General features: G+C 30.8%; 16 protein-coding genes and 2 tRNA genes. All 18 read right to left on the bottom strand.

Annotated elements, in window-relative coordinates; genetic code table 11:
- Positions 1 to 128: 128 nt before the first annotated feature.
- Positions 129 to 202, bottom strand: a tRNA-Gly gene (locus MHZ36_RS12200).
- 26 nt (positions 203 to 228) lie between these two features.
- Positions 229 to 311 (bottom strand) — tRNA-Leu (locus tag MHZ36_RS12195).
- A 436-nt stretch (positions 312 to 747) separates the two neighbouring features.
- Entirely contained in the window at positions 748 to 1,197 is a 450-nt protein-coding gene (locus MHZ36_RS12190; protein WP_239231961.1) for a SprT family protein, read from the bottom strand.
- A complete protein-coding gene (locus tag MHZ36_RS12185; RefSeq protein ID WP_239231960.1) occupies positions 1,190 to 3,340 on the bottom strand; it encodes a Tex family protein in 2,151 nt (716 codons plus the stop codon). The genes MHZ36_RS12190 and MHZ36_RS12185 overlap by 8 nt, the downstream gene beginning before the upstream one ends.
- A 163-nt stretch (positions 3,341 to 3,503) precedes the next feature.
- Positions 3,504 to 4,274, bottom strand: a complete 771-nt coding sequence (sigB, locus tag MHZ36_RS12180) for an RNA polymerase sigma factor SigB (RefSeq protein ID WP_239231959.1) — start codon at positions 4,272 to 4,274, stop codon at positions 3,504 to 3,506.
- Positions 4,249 to 4,731: an anti-sigma B factor RsbW gene (gene rsbW, locus MHZ36_RS12175; RefSeq protein ID WP_239231958.1), complete on the bottom strand. Its 483-nt coding sequence runs from the start codon at positions 4,729 to 4,731 to the stop codon at positions 4,249 to 4,251. Before rsbW ends, sigB begins: the two co-directional genes overlap by 26 nt.
- A 1-nt stretch (position 4,732) precedes the next feature.
- On the bottom strand, positions 4,733 to 5,059 hold the full coding sequence (locus tag MHZ36_RS12170; protein WP_042739507.1) for an anti-sigma factor antagonist: 327 nt from the start codon (positions 5,057 to 5,059) through the stop codon (positions 4,733 to 4,735).
- A 77-nt stretch (positions 5,060 to 5,136) separates the two neighbouring features.
- Entirely contained in the window at positions 5,137 to 6,138 is a 1,002-nt protein-coding gene (locus tag MHZ36_RS12165) for a SpoIIE family protein phosphatase (RefSeq protein WP_239231957.1), read from the bottom strand.
- A gap of 374 nt (positions 6,139 to 6,512) precedes the next feature.
- Positions 6,513 to 6,875, bottom strand: a complete 363-nt coding sequence (locus tag MHZ36_RS12160) for a type II toxin-antitoxin system PemK/MazF family toxin (protein ID WP_239231956.1) — start codon at positions 6,873 to 6,875, stop codon at positions 6,513 to 6,515.
- The gene (gene mazE, locus MHZ36_RS12155) at positions 6,872 to 7,045 is read right to left on the bottom strand and encodes a type II toxin-antitoxin system antitoxin MazE (RefSeq protein ID WP_042739510.1); all 174 of its coding nucleotides are present in this window, start codon (positions 7,043 to 7,045) and stop codon (positions 6,872 to 6,874) included. The genes MHZ36_RS12160 and mazE overlap by 4 nt, the downstream gene beginning before the upstream one ends.
- Before the next feature lie 87 nt (positions 7,046 to 7,132).
- A complete protein-coding gene (alr, locus tag MHZ36_RS12150) occupies positions 7,133 to 8,281 on the bottom strand; it encodes an alanine racemase (protein ID WP_239231954.1) in 1,149 nt (382 codons plus the stop codon).
- Between the two features lie 101 nt (positions 8,282 to 8,382).
- Positions 8,383 to 8,736, bottom strand: a complete 354-nt coding sequence (gene acpS / locus MHZ36_RS12145; RefSeq protein ID WP_239231952.1) for a holo-ACP synthase — start codon at positions 8,734 to 8,736, stop codon at positions 8,383 to 8,385.
- Positions 8,737 to 8,758: 22 nt separating this feature from the next.
- Positions 8,759 to 9,250, bottom strand: a complete 492-nt coding sequence (locus MHZ36_RS12140) for a PH domain-containing protein (RefSeq protein WP_239231951.1) — start codon at positions 9,248 to 9,250, stop codon at positions 8,759 to 8,761.
- Positions 9,237 to 10,736 (bottom strand): PH domain-containing protein, encoded by a 1,500-nt coding sequence (locus MHZ36_RS12135; protein ID WP_239231950.1) that lies wholly within the window; start codon positions 10,734 to 10,736, stop codon positions 9,237 to 9,239. Before MHZ36_RS12135 ends, MHZ36_RS12140 begins: the two co-directional genes overlap by 14 nt.
- The gene (locus tag MHZ36_RS12130) at positions 10,729 to 11,208 is read right to left on the bottom strand and encodes a PH domain-containing protein (RefSeq protein WP_239231949.1); all 480 of its coding nucleotides are present in this window, start codon (positions 11,206 to 11,208) and stop codon (positions 10,729 to 10,731) included. Before MHZ36_RS12130 ends, MHZ36_RS12135 begins: the two co-directional genes overlap by 8 nt.
- 208 nt (positions 11,209 to 11,416) lie before the next feature.
- Entirely contained in the window at positions 11,417 to 12,931 is a 1,515-nt protein-coding gene (gene cshA, locus MHZ36_RS12125) for a degradosome RNA helicase CshA (RefSeq protein WP_239231948.1), read from the bottom strand.
- A 463-nt stretch (positions 12,932 to 13,394) separates the two neighbouring features.
- Positions 13,395 to 14,753 carry a UDP-N-acetylmuramoyl-tripeptide--D-alanyl-D-alanine ligase gene (locus tag MHZ36_RS12120; RefSeq protein ID WP_239231947.1) on the bottom strand — a complete coding sequence of 453 codons (1,359 nt, stop codon included), beginning with the start codon at positions 14,751 to 14,753 and terminating at the stop codon, positions 13,395 to 13,397.
- A 12-nt stretch (positions 14,754 to 14,765) separates the two neighbouring features.
- A complete protein-coding gene (locus tag MHZ36_RS12115) occupies positions 14,766 to 15,836 on the bottom strand; it encodes a D-alanine--D-alanine ligase (RefSeq protein WP_239231946.1) in 1,071 nt (356 codons plus the stop codon).
- Positions 15,837 to 15,916 lie beyond the last annotated feature (80 nt).

The raw sequence follows: 15,916 nt of genomic DNA, 5'->3' as shown, positions 1-15,916 counted from the left end.
GTTTGATTAGCTCATAAAATACTAATTTGTGTTATCATTAACACGTTTTTGAACCAACGAATTATCGTTGTGTTCGGAATTAACGTTGACATATTGCAATTCAGTTTTCAATGTTCATTTATTGTATTTGGAGCGGGTGATGGGAATCGAACCCACAACATCAGCTTGGAAGGCTGAGGTTTTGCCATTAAACTACACCCGCATTATTATTTTATTAAAAGTTTTTGATGCGGCCGAGAGGATTTGAACCTCCACGGGATTACTCCCACTAGGCCCTCAACCTAGCGCGTCTGCCATTCCGCCACGACCGCTTGGCAAAACGGTTCTCTGTAAAGTTACAAATATTATTGTAATCTATTTGTAATCATCTGTCAACAACTTTTTAAAATTAAATTAACAATGTTTAAGGTTTATTAATGTTGTTACTTATTATTTTCGCAACGTTTTATATCTTATAACATATTTAAATTATCGTCAATACTTTCAAAATAGAAAATAGAGTAATTTCACATGATATACTATACATCTCGCTTTTTAATATCAATGTATACTAATAACATCTTTGATTTTAGCAATTCATAGCTGAATATTACTTGATAAATCTCAATTTTTAATACTCCGGTGTATATAAAATGAATTTATAACTTATAATATTTAAATCATAAAAGCCTATAAATGAGTTAAAACTCATTTATAGGCTTTATTTTAAAATCCATTTTCAAAATTCTTATAGCTTTAACTGCTTAATTAATCAATGGACTCTGATAAATTTCCATTACAGTAACCACATACCATTTTTCGTATGTTCACTTTTCGTATTCTCTTAAATTGTTTTCCACAGTTGTTGCATTTATAAATATGATTAACTCTTTCTTCATATGTTTCAATTGGAGTACAGTATCTTGGGGCGCCTGTCAGTTTACTTAAAGATTTAAAATCTTTATCTCTATGTTGATAACCTTTACCTTCTAAATGTAGATGATAATGACAAAGTTCGTGTTTGATTATTTCGACAACCGCTTCTTTCCCATAAAATTTATATTGCTTATTATTTATTTCTATATTATGTGATTTAAGTAAATAACGTCCACCTGTAGTTCTCAACCTATTGTTAAAATAGGCTTTGTGTTTAAATGGTTTATTGAACAAACTTTTTGATATAGATTCAGTTAATTGCTGTAACTCATTATTATTCAACTGGATCAATCATTGTTAATGATACCTTTCCTTTTTTCTCATCAATATCAAGTATCCAAACATCTACAATATCACCGACACTTACAATATCCATAGGATTTTTCACAAATTTCTTTGAAAGCTTAGAAACATGTACTAATCCATCTTGTTTAACACCAATATCGACAAAAGCACCGAAATCAACTACATTTCTGACCGTTCCACTTAATTTCATATTTTTTGATAAATCTTCTATAGACAGTACATCAGACTTTAAAATCGGCGTTTCAAATGCATCACGTGGATCACGGTTAGGCGCAATTAATGATTTTATGATATCTTCTAATGTTGGAATACCTATATTTAACCTCTCTGCAATTTTCTCAACATTAATCTTATCTAATGCTTTTTTTAAATGCTCTGTTCCTAAGTCAGTTACTGTTAATTCAAGTTCATTCAATAACTTATAAGTTGCATCATAACTTTCCGGGTGAATCGATGTATTATCTAAGGGTTCTGTCCCTTCTACTATTCTTAAGAAGCCTATACTTTGTTCGAAAGTTTTTGCACCTAATCTTTTTACTTTAGCGATTTCTTTATTGTGTTTTATAGCACCGTTTTCTTCACGATAATCAATTATGTTTTGTGCAATTGTTGCAGAAAGTCCCGAAACGTATTGTAATAATGATTTAGATGCTGTATTTACATCTACTCCTACTTGGTTAACTGCAGTTTCAACGACAAATGTTAATGCGCCTTCTAACATTTTCTGGTTTACATCATGTTGATATTGTCCAACACCAATTGATTTAGGATCAATTTTAACCAATTCACTTAATGGATCTTGCACTCTTCTACCGATAGATACTGCACTTCTTTCTTCTACTTGGAAATCTGGGAATTCAGCGCGAGCTACTTCGGATGCTGAATAAACTGATGCACCCGCTTCATTAACAATGATAAATTGTACATTTAATTTATGTGTTTGAATCATATTCGCAACAAATTGTTCAGTTTCACGACTTGCCGTACCATTTCCAATAGCTATTAATTCTACATCATAGTCATTTACAAATTGAAGGAATATTTTTTCTGCAGCTTCTTTTTTATTTATTGGGGGATGCGGATACATAACACCTTTAGCTATAAATGTACCAAATGGATTTATAACAGCTAATTTACATCCTGTTCTAAAAGCAGGATCGACACCCAAAATTTGTTTTCCTTGCATCGGTGGTTGCAATAATAAATTTCGTAAATTTTCGCTAAATACATCTATCGCATGTAATTCAGCCTTTTCGGTTAAATCTCCTCTGATTTCTCTTTCAATGGATGGCATAATTAATCTTTTCAAACTATCTTTAATCGCTTCATTAATTAACTCTGCACCCTCATGTTCATGTTGCGATTCATATTTACGTATATAATTTTCTATACCTGCAGTATCTATAACGATTTTAACCGATAATATTTTTTCTTTTTCCCCTCTATTAACGGCTAATACTCTATGATTGGCAATTTTTTTAATAGGTTCTGTATAATCATAGTACATACTAAATATTTCTTTTTCATCTTCTGCATTTTTCTTTTTCTGCGTAACTATTTGCCCGGCCATATATGTATCTTTAAGTATTTTCTTTCTATATTTCGGTTCATCCGATATCATTTCAGCTATAATATCTTGTGCACCTTGAAGCGCAGTGTTCACATCTTTTACTTCATCATTTACAAATTGCGCTGCTTTAGTTTCAATTGATTCATTAAGTTTTGGCTGTTTTAACCAAATCGCCAATGGTTCAAGACCTTTTCTCTTTGCTTCTGTTGCTCTAGTTTTTTTCTTTTGCTTATAAGGTCTATAAAGATCTTCCACACGTTGTAATTTACTTTGTTTTAAAATATCTTCTTTTAGGTCTTCGGTTAACAAACCTTGCTCACTAATATTATTGATTACTTCTTCTTTTCTTTTTTGAAGATTAACCATATATTGATATTCATCATCAATTTGTTTTATCTCTACTTCGTCTAAACCACCTGTTTGCTCTTTTCGATATCGTGCAATAAATGGCACAGTATTTTTATCTTCTAATAATGTCAACACAGCATTAATTTGTTGTGTTGAAAATTGGTATTTTTCTTTAATAGACTGAATTAAATTGCTATCCATAATATCCTCCAGTTGTTACTTATTTTTCTCTTTCATTCATTTTAACATATCCTCATTCACGCTAAGATTGTTTGCATTTGAAATTGTTTGTTTAAATATGTAAATTACACAAAAAAAGAGACAGTTGTCCTAATTTTAAGGTGACTGTCTCTTTATTTAAAAATTATTTATTAGCGGCATCTTGCAATTTTTTTATTGCAGTCCTTTGTAGTCTAGAAACATGCATTTGGCTTAAACCAATTCTCTCTCCTGTTTCTTTTTGACTAAGCCCTTCAATAAATGTGCATTGTATTATTTGTCTTTCTCTTTCGGATAATATAGGAAGTATCTTCTCTAATATCATTCGTTTTTCTGTTAGATCATAATTATCATCTTGTTGACCCATAATATCTAACAGTGTAACTGTTGATCCGTCTTTATCAGCTTCTATAGAATGGTCTACACTTAATGCATTATAACTTTGACCCATTTCCATAGCTTCAAGGACTTCTTCCTCATTAACTTCTAATCGATCTGCTATTTCTTCAATTGAAGGTGAGCGCTCCAATTCATTTGTCAATTCATCGCTCACTTTTTTAATACGCGGCCCTATCTCTTTAATTCTTCTAGGCACATGTACACTCCATGTTTTATCACGTAAATAACGCTTTATCTCACCAATAACTGTTGGAACTAAAAAGGCTTCGAATTTTCTATCAAATGATAAGTCAAAACGATTAATTGCCCCGATTAAACCAACCATACCAACCTGAACAAGGTCTTCATGATGAGATTGACCTTTTGAATATTTATATGCCAAGGATTCAATCAACTTCCTATAATGTTTAACCAGTTTATCTTGTGCATCTGTTTCTTCATTATTTTGTTGTTCTTTAATCCATTGGTTTATTTGTTCAGGTGATACATCATTAACTGATTTCGACTCTTTCGCCATTATTTCGCACCTGCTCTTTTTTAATATACTTTATCATACTGATTGTTACGCCTGATTGTTTATCAACTGTAACTTCATCCATTAAAGATTCAATTAAAAATAGACCCAGACCACCTTCTCTTAAGAAATCAATGTTCTCGTCTTCTTTATACGGCCCTAATTTTTCTTTTGTTTCTTCGTAATCGAAACTATCTCCTTGATCTGAAATTACAATTTTAATTTTGTCATCAAAGATTTCGAAACATAGATTAATCATACCTATATTTTCAGGATTATCTTTATATGCATGCTTTACTGCATTTGTTACAGCTTCGCTTACGGCTATTTTTGCGTCTTCGATATCGTCATATGATGCGCCAGCTCTTGAAAATACTCCAGATAATGTTAATCGTATCAAACTCACATACTCTGCAGATGCTGGTAAGCGCATTTCAATATAATCTTGTTTTTGTTGCACGTTATTCAACCTCCGTTCCTTCATTAACATGCATCAAATCTTTCAAACCAGTGATATCAAAAAGTCTGCTTATACGATCTGAAACACCTAAAATATATAATTCTTTATCATGTTGGTTCAATGCTTTTAAAGTTCCAACGAATAATCCTAATCCAGTTGAATCCATATAACTCACATTTTCCAAATTGACATGTATATCATGAGTTCCTTCTTGTCGCATCGGCACTAAGACTTCTTCTAATTCTGGAACAGTATAAACGTCTAGTTCTCCTCCAACTTTCACCTCATAATATGTATCATGAGTTACTGTTTCAATATTAAGATTCATAACATTACACTCCTAATTATAGTCTAATTCCTAACTTTTATACCCTCTAAATTCAAAACTAACCTAACGAGTCAAAACTAATTAACTCTTTTGATAATTAAAATAGTTAAATCGTCTCTTTTCTCTGGTTTTTGAACCTTTAAAATCGCTTCATATAATAATTGAACAATATCTTGAGGATGCATATGTTTGTATTTGTGAATCATATTCAAAAGGATTTCTGTATCAATAAAATCGCCTGCTTCATTTCGTACTTCAGTTACACCATCTGTAAATATGATTACTAAATCATCTAAGTATATTGGAATTTCCTGTTGTTTATATCTCGTTTGCTGATTTACGCCTAATACGCGACCTCGTACACTAATTTCTTCAAATTCTTCTGATTCTGCTCTATATATGTATCCTGGTTCATGTCCAGCTGAACTACAATACAACAAATGATTTAATTCTTCATATAAACCGTAAAACATAGTTACAAACATATTTTGGTTAACATTTTTTTCAACTACTCGGTTTAATCGTTTAAGTCCATCACTTGGTAATTGAGAATGACCATACGAATCCATTCCAAACTTAATCATACTCATAGCAAGTGCTGCTGGAATACCTTTACCAATAACATCTGCTACCGCAAAGCTCATCGTTCCATCTTTATGATCAATCAAGTTAAAATAATCGCCACTTACCTTTTGGGCAGCTACGGAAATCACCCCGATTTGGATACTGTCAAATTGAGGTATATCTGTCTTTAACATAGTTTGTTGCAATCTCGATGCTAAATCAATCTCTTTATCATGATATTGTAATCGATCAACGAGTCTTTGATAATCTCGATAATTATATCCAAATCCTCTTACAACTTCTTTAAGCACATTGAATGTTTCAAAAATTTGAGTTTCATTTAATTCCAACTTTTTCACATAGTCTTTATGAATTTGGACAATGTCTTCAGGCAAAAGATCCTTCTTTATGATTTCATTTGTGAAGACTTCCGTCTTTTTTAATAATTCAGTGCTATCTGTTGTATGTAAACTCTCATCAATTAGCGCTTTATATTGATTTTTGAATTCTTCCACGTGGTAATTCCTCCTCAAAATGCAAATATAAATCGCATACATGGACTTTTAACACAGCTAAAAAGTATTTATGTATGTATCGTTCTTAAATACATTATCATTTAATTTATAATTATAAATCATCTGATTAAAATATCACAAATATATCAGTTTATTTTTTAATATTTTATTTATAAATAAGTATTAAAAAAGCTTTAGGATAACCTAAAGCTTTTAAACTTTGACATCCTATTTATAAGTCATATCTACAATAATTTACATATGCAATCTTGTGGATTACATTTATCATTACAATTAAGTGTTTATTGCATTCTATAGAGACTAGATGTCTATAATTCATTATTTTGTTGACTTATTTAATAAACTTTTTAAAACTAGGATTTTTGATTTCGTACATTATGTAAGCCTAAGCTAATATCAATGGCATTGTTAACTTCTTTCATCTTTTCCTCTGAAAGGTATGTTAACTTCTCCTTCAATCTCTTCTTGTCTAAAGTTCTGATTTGCTCAAGCAAAATTACAGAGTCTTTATCAAGTTTATACTTACTTTTTTCTATTTCTACATGTGTAGGTATTTTAGCTTTATTTATCCTACCAGTAATTGCAGCAACAATTACGGTAGGACTATATTTATTACCAGTATCATTTTGGATGATAACTACAGGTCTAATTCCCCCTTGTTCAGACCCTTGAACCGGTGACAAATCAGCTAAATAGACGTCTCCTCTTCTCATCATTCATTGTTATTCTTAGAGCTGATATAAATTTCATTGCAATCACAAGCTTCACATTCGAATGGAAAAGCTTCTGCTGCAAGGGAGAGGTTTAAATCGGCCATTTGAGAATAACCTTCTTTCAGTAGTTGTTCAATGCTATTATGGTTTCTGCTTTGCGTGATACTTACCATGAATAAAGACCTCCATGTGACTAAAATAGAATATATTATGTTTTCTTGTTAGATATATAATAACAAATTTTAAATACAGTGACTATACTATTTTAGTAATTCATTATTTATTTCTACGACTTCAGCCCCATAATATATACGTGGAAGTCTTCTATTTAAGTTACAAAGTACTTCATAATTTATTGTATGTTGTTGTCGTGCCAAGTTTTCTGCTGCTTGTGGTGAATCTACATGATGATCCATTAATATCACTTTATCACCTATTTTAATTTCTTCTGGAACTTTAATTATAATTTGATCCATACATACTTTTCCTATCACTTCACATTGATGTCCGTTTACGTTTACATATGCTCCTGACATCAATCTTGGATAACCATCTGCATAACCAACAGGTATGATAGCAATATGTGTTGCTTCACTAGCTGTATATTTACTTCCATAGCTAACTGAATCTCCAGGCTGAAGTAACTTCCTTTGTACAACTTCACTGATCCATTGTGCACTTGGTTTTAAATGCACTTTCACATTTTCTTTTACATAATTAGAAGGGTAATATCCATACAGCGAAATCCCCACTCTAACTGCATTACAAAATTGTGTATCTTTCATCAATGACCCAGCAGAATTTTGTGAATGAATGTAGGCCGGTTTAGTAGCTTGATTAACAATTTCTTCAAATAAATTTTGTTGTTTATTCATGGAATCTCCAGGCTCATCAGCACATGCAAAATGTGTAAACACGCCTTCAAACACTAAATGCTCTTCTTTTTCTATAATATCTATAATTTCTTGATATTCTGAAACGTCTTTCACACCTAACCTGCCCATACCAGTATCTACTTTAATATGGAACCATTGGTCTTTAACATTTTCTTCAGGAATATTTTTAATAACTTCAGTTAACCATGCTTTAGAAGGGACTGTGACTGCAACACGATGTTGTAATGCTTTATTTATATCTGCAGTTGGGATAACACCTAAAACAAGTAATTTAGCTTTAATTCCATGCATGCGAAGTTCAATCGCTTCATCTAATGTAGCAACAGCAAAAAATTCTGCACCGTTACGCATAAGATGTCTGGCTATCGGTAAACTACCTAAACCATAACCATTTGCTTTTATAACTGGGATTACTGTTTTAGTGGGATGTAATTTTTGAAATACTTGAAAATTTGAAACTATTGCATTTAAATCAACATTCACATAAGTTGATCTATAATACTTTTCGGACATAAAGCATTTACCTCCTATTTTGATAAAATAAAAAATATCTATATATAGTAAATTAATTTTATAACAAGTATGATGAGATAGCCAATTCAAAAACATCGATATTATAAATTTTCTAAAATCACTTGACTCATCGCATAATGTTCCGTATGTGTTATACTTACATGCACTATAAAACCATCATATTGAATCACGGGTTTACCATTTTCATCATTCACACAATCAATTTCATTCAGTGCAATCTTTTTACCTAATCCGGTACCAAGGGCTTTACTGAATGCCTCTTTACATGCAAAACGTCCAGCTAAAAATTCCATTTGTCGTGGTTTATGTTTAAAACTATGAAATCTTTTTTGTTCATTTTCTGTTAGAACACGCTCAACAAGTTTGCTTTGATGCTCATATAATTTTGTAATTCTATCAATTTCAATTAAATCAATGCCTATACCATGTATCATTCATATCACCTTAATTCACTTATTATTCCAAAGTATTATCATCTTCAGTTTGATACTTAATTCTTTTTTTAATATTTTCAGCTTCCATATCATCTATAAGCTTAATTCTTTCGTTACCACCTGCTGTAGATAGTGTTATCGTAGATAGATTATATTTTCTCATTAACATACCTCTATGTGTATCCACATTTTGGATTCTAAATAAAGGTAGCGTTATTTTTTTAATAGACCAAATACCTTTAATTATAACTACTTCATGTTTATCAATTTTATATTTAAATAATTTAAAGTATAACATCGGTAATAAAATAACCCCATATAATAAGTATAAGACAGATAATGAAATTAGAATTATCAAAAGATATAAATTTGTGGATTCATGTAACCAATTTAACCATAATTTGTTCATTACAAAGATAGCGATTGAAATTATAATATAAGCACAAAACCATAAACAATAATTCAAGCGAATAGCTTTTTTCCCACGTGTCGCCATTTGTTTATATTCTTCCATTTTCATCACCTCTTAAGTACCACGCTTTTAAATGTTCGACTTTCTGTTGTTCGAGATAACGTAAGCCTATTTCCTGATTTCCTGCTGCTTTGGCAATAATAAAATGAAAATTAATTAAATCTTTTTTATCTAAAAATGGGTTCTTTTTCAGTTCTAATCCCAATAATTTATCGTGCTTAAAATAAGTTGTTTTAAAACCGAATAGTTTTGTATTTTTAATCGCCAATTCATCACCTTCAAGTACATAGCCTGATTTTTTTATAACAATTAAACTATGAATGGCTAATAACAGAACAATAAAAATCGCAAGATAAACTGGCCATATTTGCCAATAATATGCGACAACAATTGATACTAACAATAAAATAACAGATTGAATCCAAAAATACCTATGGTAACCACTCCACGGCATACCTTCTTTCACTTTATTGAATTTCATATTAGGCATTAAGCTTTTAATAATTGTATATGCCTTCTGTTTTTTTATGAATGGTAGAACTGTAATATTTCCATCTAAAGAATCATCATCTTTATCAAAATCATGCATATCACTCGTAATTATAAAATGAATAGCCGTAAAGCCAAAAATACTTCTAATAAAAGATTGCCGCTCAACAACGCCTTGAACCCTTTCAATTGGTACAGATATATTTTTAATATTGAACAAACCATAACGAATACTCAATTGATTATCACTTTCTACAACTGTATAATTAAAGTTTTTAATTATGACAATAACAGTACCAATTATATAACTTATTAAAAGCACTATACCGATCATCATCAATACGATGACAAATATTGCCTGAGAGATGTTGGCCAATTCATCTGTTAACCAATGCCATGGTAGCTTGTCTGAAAAGGCGCCTATGATTGGTGATACTGCTGCAAATGCAACACCAATTGCACCACTAGTCATTGCCATTAATAATAATTCTTTGAAAGACAGTTTATATAAATGGTTCTCTATTAATGGTTGTTTTTTATTATCAATGCTAATATTTTCATCATGATTATCCTTGGTTTCAACTGTTAGTAGAGTGTTTTGCGCTTCTTTCAATGCTTGTTGTATTAATAAGCTTTGATTTTTAGATACAGTTTCTAAATCAATACCATCGCTTGGTGTTTTAATTTGAATTTTTACTCCACCTACAATTTGATTAATTATGCTTTGTGAAGTATCCATGGATTGTATTCTTCTAATATTTAGTTCTTTTCTTTCTTTAGTAAATACCCCAGTATCCAAAATAAAGTGCTCATTTTCAATCCAATAACGTGTATTATAAACTTTTACTGCACGGTATAAAAACGAAATTAAAAATATAATAGCAACAATACCTGGATATATGTATGATTTAAAATCATTGAATTCAAAGTCTCTTAAATTAAATATGAGGAATATAAATATGAGAATAATATTCTCTTTTAATGCTTGAATAATACCTGTTATATAAGAAATGGGATGAAGTTTTTGTGGGTTATACATCAGAATCCACTCCTTTTAAATAATCTAATGCTAATTTTTCAAAATTATCAGCATCACTTTGTTTCATTAAAGGAAACTCTAATTCGTGCCCAGCAGTTATTATCATAACCTTAACGAGTCCCCATTTTTTAAGTAAAGGATTACTCGATGTTTTAATAAACTGAATACGTTCCAACTTAATCAGTTTTAATGATTTATTGTAAAAATATCGTTTAATTTCAACGTGTCGGTGGTTAATTTTGTAAAACGAAAATCTATATTTAATCCACGGCACTATTAGTGCATAAATTAAGTTCACTAATAATAAACCTATGAATACGTAGACTAAAAAGTGCCACCAGTTAAAATGTCCCCATAAAAAAATAAGTGCAATGAATACAATTAAACTTATCATAAATGATAATCCTTCGAGCAGAAAATAATACATCATCGCTTTTTTTGGACTACGTTCAAATCGAAGTAACTCCGGCATTTTTACACTCCTTTTATGTTGTTTTCGATTAATTATAACATAGCAATCATATACAATTTAGTAAAAATTAAATTTATAAAGTATTGTTAAAATGATTTAATGTGCCTCGTTTTATTAACATAACTATTCAAAATAAGCACAAAAAAATCATCCCAAAAAATGGGATGATTAAACCTAAAGTTCATATATGATCATGTTATATTATTTTTTATTTCTTGTGGTCGGCAAATGTGCGACCTTTCATTGATTTTTTGTTGTTGTTTCTATCGTTTGATCTATCATTTGATCTATCATTTTTCTTTTTGCTATAACCGCCTTTTGAACGACGATTTTTGTTATCAAATTTATTTCCACGCTTGTTGTTGTTACCACGTTTAGGGCCTTTGCTTTGTCTATTTTTACGAGAAAGTGGTTTTTCAAATGTTAATTGTACATCTACATCATCATTAGACTCCACTAATTCTTGTAATAACGCTGCAACTAAATTCACATCGCTATATTCGTCAATCAATTCAGAAGCAATGCGTTCTAAGCGAGGTTCGCTATCACGTGACATCCATTTTTCGACTTTACCTTTAATATCACTTTCACGAGCTTTTAATACTTCTTTACGATGTGGTGGTCTTAATGCTTGCATTTGACGTTTGTTAGCTTGTTCAATTTGGCGAATATAATCCATTTCAATTGGGTTAACAAATGTAATCGCAATACCTTCTTTACCAGCACGGCCTGTACGTCCAATTCTATGCGTATAACTTTCAGTATCTTGTGGAATGTCAAAGTTATAAACATGACTTACGCCAGAAATATCAAGTCCTCTTGCTGCAACATCTGTTGCTACTAAGATATCTAATTGATCATTTTTGAATTTTTTAAGTACTTCTAAACGTTTTGCCTGAGTGATATCACCATGTAATCCTTCAGCTTTGTAACCTTTAGAAATTAAAGCACTTGTCAACTCATCAACACGACGTTTTGTACGACCGAAGACAATTGCAAGTTCAGGTTGATGTACATCTAAGAAATTCGTAAATGTATCAAATTTTTCTAATTCTTTAACGATTGTATAAAATTCTTCAATTTGAGGATTTGAATTTTCATTATTCATTGTCTTAACAATAGATGGTGATTTCATAAATTGTTGTACCAATGTTTGAATTGCTTTAGGCATTGTTGCAGAAAACAGCATTGTTTGACGTTGTGAAGCTGGGATTTTGTCCATGATAAATTTCATATCATCTATAAAGCCCATGTTCATCATTTCATCCGCTTCATCTAAAATAAGTGTATGAATATCATTTGTTTTTAATGTACGACGATTTAAATGATCAATTACTCGTCCTGGTGTACCTACAACGATTTGAGGTCCTTTTTTCAACGCTTTAATTTGGCGATCGATTGGCATACCACCAAATACGGTAACTACTTGGACATTAAGTCCTTTACTAAATTCTTTAATTGATTCTGCTACTTGCATCGCTAACTCTCTAGTTGGCGCAAGGATTAAAGCTTGGACGCCTTCTTTACCCATTACTTTTTCGATTAATGGAATACCAAACGCACCTGTTTTTCCTGTACCTGTTTGTGCTTGTCCAAGAACGTCTTTACCTTCTAAGGCAAGAGGGATACTATCTGCTTGTATAGGTGTTGCCTCTGTAAACCCGATCGCTTCTAGGGTTTCAACTACCTTATCCGAGATCCCTAATTCTTTAAAATTTTGCAATATAATTCTCCTTTATTTATCTGTATTTCAATACATATATGTTCACTTAAGTTTCTTCAACTTCTTAATAGTACCACCTCAAGTACATAATCGCAATAAACCAAATTTCAATATAGAAGCTAATCAACTCATAAAAATAAATAATGCATTTTTAAAAATGTTGTAAAATATAGGTTGTAAGCGTTTGATTTATTTGATGCTTAACAAATTTTTCTTTCTAAAAAAAGTTGTTAAACAATTTACATTCAAACCCAATTTCTTAATTTTCATCAAAATATTCATATACATCATCGCTTGTGAATTTAAAAAATTTTAACTATAAATATCATTTTCAATATTTAATAAGTTGTTCTAAAAATAAAAATAAACTAACCGATGCTATCATGCATCGGTTAGTCAGTATAAATAATTATGAATACAATTTTTGCTAATGCTTAAAGCATATTGCTAATGTTAAAATATACTATTTTAAAGCTTCGACTACTTCTTCTAATTTCATACCTCTTGATCCTTTAACCAAAATTTTATCTTTTGGTTTCATAAATGCTTTTAATTCAGCAATTAATTCTTCTTTATTTGTAAAATGTTGTGCATTGTTCACAAATGCTTGTCCACTTTGATAAATATAATTTGCTTCTGATCCAAATGTAAATAATCCATTAATAGCTTTATTTTCAAGATATAGACCAACTGCTTCATGCATAGATTGACTATCAGAACCTAGTTCTAATACATCAGCTAATACGATAATTTTTCTACCTTCCATGCCTGAAAGTGTATCAATTGCCGCTTTCATACTTGTAGGACTCGCATTGTATGCATCATTAATGATTAAAGTACCATCTTGTAAATGATGTTGTTCCATACGCATACCTGTTAATTGTACCGCTTTTAAATTATTAAATATTTGTTCATAACTTAAATTTAAATGCTTTCCAATTGCAATTGCAATTGTGGCATTTTTCATATTATGTTCCCCTAATATAGGCAGATCATAATATTCCGTGTCATTGAGTTCGAATGTTATGCCACTATCTTGTACCAAATCAATATGACAAACTAATGTGTTTGACCCTTTTTTACCAATACTGATAAGTTCGATATTTTCAAGTTGTGCTACGTGAGGTTCAAGTAATGGCTCATCTCCATCATATATGAAGAGACCATTTTTTTCTAATCCAGTTACTATTTCAGATTTTGCTTGTGCAATACCTTCTCGTGAACCTAAATCCTGCATATGAGATTCACCTATATTAGTAATAACTGCTATGTCAGGTGTCGCTAATTTTGATAAAATTTCAATTTCATGGAATCCTGACATACCCATTTCTAATATAGAAATTTCTGTATCAATATCTAGTTCAAGTATAGTTAAAGGTAACCCGATTTCATTATTATAATTGCCTTGTGTTTTCTTAACTTTATATTGAGGTTTGAGTATGCTTTCAATCATATCTTTAGTCGTTGTTTTTCCATTTGAACCTGTAACTGCTATTACTTTAGGATTAACGAAATCTAAATATGCTTTCGCTAATTGTTGTAACGCAACTAAAGTATCTTCAACCCAAATAATGGGTCCGCTGATTGATTTATCATCAAGTGGGATATCTTTTTGATAAAACGCTGCACCTGCACCGTCTTTTAAAGCTTGAGATACAAATTTGTGTCCATCTACATTGTCACCTTTAAATGGGATAAATAAATTTTTCTCGTGAATAACGCGCGAATCAATACTTATACCACGAATAGTATAATCTAAATATTCATTATCAATTTCACATGGAATCCAATCTTGAACTTGTTCTAAAGTAACTTCAATCATGATTTATTCGCCTCAATCAATGTTATATTTATTTTGTTGTTTATCAGCATGCTTTTCTTTTGCGAGTTCAATTAATTTTTTAATTAAATCAGAATATGATAGACCCATATTTTCCCAAAGACTTGGATACATACTATAAGCAGTAAAACCAGGCATCGCATTTGTTTCATTAATAAAAATTTGATTATCTTCAGTAACAAAGAAGTCAGCACGCAATAAACCCGAACAGTCTGTCGCTTTAAAAGCTTCTACAGCCATATTTCTTAATGTCATTTGCACTTCCTCATCTAAATCAGCTGGAATATCTAATTTAATTTTCCCATCTTTATATTTCGCTTTATAATCGTAAAAGGCTACATCTTTAATAACTTCACCTGGCCATGTTGTTTCTGGATAATCATTACCCAATACAGCAACTTCGATTTCTCTAGCATCAATACCTTGCTCAATAACAAGTTTGCGGTCAAATTGGAATGCTTCTTCAATACCTTGTTTTAATTCTGCTTCATTATTACATTTACTAATACCAACACTTGAACCTAAGTTTGCTGGTTTAACAAATACAGGAAATTCTAATTTATCATTCACTAATTTTAAAATATTATTTTCATATTTTTTATATTCACTTCTTAAAAAGCTAACGTATGGTAATTGAGGTAATCCTCTGTGTTCAAATAATTGTTTCATAACAAGTTTATCCATTGAACTTGAGGCTGCAAGTACACCATTACCCACATAAGGTAAATCTAGTACTTCAAATAAACCTTGAATCGTTCCGTCTTCTCCGTTAGGTCCATGTAATAACGGAAATACTGCGCTATATTTTTCTCCTGTACTGCCAACGCTTAATAATTGAGAAATTTCGCCTGCAGATATATCAGATAAACGTAAAGTGTCTATTTCATTAATTGAATCAATGATATTTTCTTTCTTTTTCCAGTCACCATCATTTGTAATATAAATAATGTCTACTTGATACTGATCTTTATCAATTGCGTTCAAGACATTTTGTGCTGTCAAAATTGAAACATCATGTTCTGCACTTTTACCTCCGTATACGATACACACATTTTCCTTAGCCATAATTTTGCCTCCATATACAATTCTTAAACTACATCATATCACGACTTAATAGTCCTTTGCATTTGTTAAGTGGTATAATA

It is taken from the genome of Staphylococcus sp. ACRSN (assembly GCF_022346615.1).
GTDB lineage: Bacteria > Bacillota > Bacilli > Staphylococcales > Staphylococcaceae > Staphylococcus.
Note: the sequence above shows the minus strand (reverse complement) of the source record. Positions and strands in the feature narration are given on the sequence as shown.

Coding starts and splice junctions, on each gene's coding strand:
- acpS (WP_239231952.1), bottom strand. CDS start 8,736: ATGATACATGGTATAGGCATTGATTTAATTGAAATTGATAGAATTACA.
- MHZ36_RS12140 (WP_239231951.1), bottom strand. CDS start 9,250: ATGGAAGAATATAAACAAATGGCGACACGTGGGAAAAAAGCTATTCGC.
- MHZ36_RS12160 (WP_239231956.1), bottom strand. CDS start 6,875: ATGATGAGAAGAGGAGACGTCTATTTAGCTGATTTGTCACCGGTTCAA.
- MHZ36_RS12115 (WP_239231946.1), bottom strand. CDS start 15,836: ATGGCTAAGGAAAATGTGTGTATCGTATACGGAGGTAAAAGTGCAGAA.
- sigB (WP_239231959.1), bottom strand. CDS start 4,274: ATGGCGAAAGAGTCGAAATCAGTTAATGATGTATCACCTGAACAAATA.
- MHZ36_RS12135 (WP_239231950.1), bottom strand. CDS start 10,736: ATGTATAACCCACAAAAACTTCATCCCATTTCTTATATAACAGGTATT.
- MHZ36_RS12130 (WP_239231949.1), bottom strand. CDS start 11,208: ATGCCGGAGTTACTTCGATTTGAACGTAGTCCAAAAAAAGCGATGATG.
- mazE (WP_042739510.1), bottom strand. CDS start 7,045: ATGGTAAGTATCACGCAAAGCAGAAACCATAATAGCATTGAACAACTA.
- MHZ36_RS12170 (WP_042739507.1), bottom strand. CDS start 5,059: ATGAATCTTAATATTGAAACAGTAACTCATGATACATATTATGAGGTG.
- MHZ36_RS12185 (WP_239231960.1), bottom strand. CDS start 3,340: ATGGATAGCAATTTAATTCAGTCTATTAAAGAAAAATACCAATTTTCA.
- alr (WP_239231954.1), bottom strand. CDS start 8,281: ATGTCCGAAAAGTATTATAGATCAACTTATGTGAATGTTGATTTAAAT.
- MHZ36_RS12120 (WP_239231947.1), bottom strand. CDS start 14,753: ATGATTGAAGTTACTTTAGAACAAGTTCAAGATTGGATTCCATGTGAA.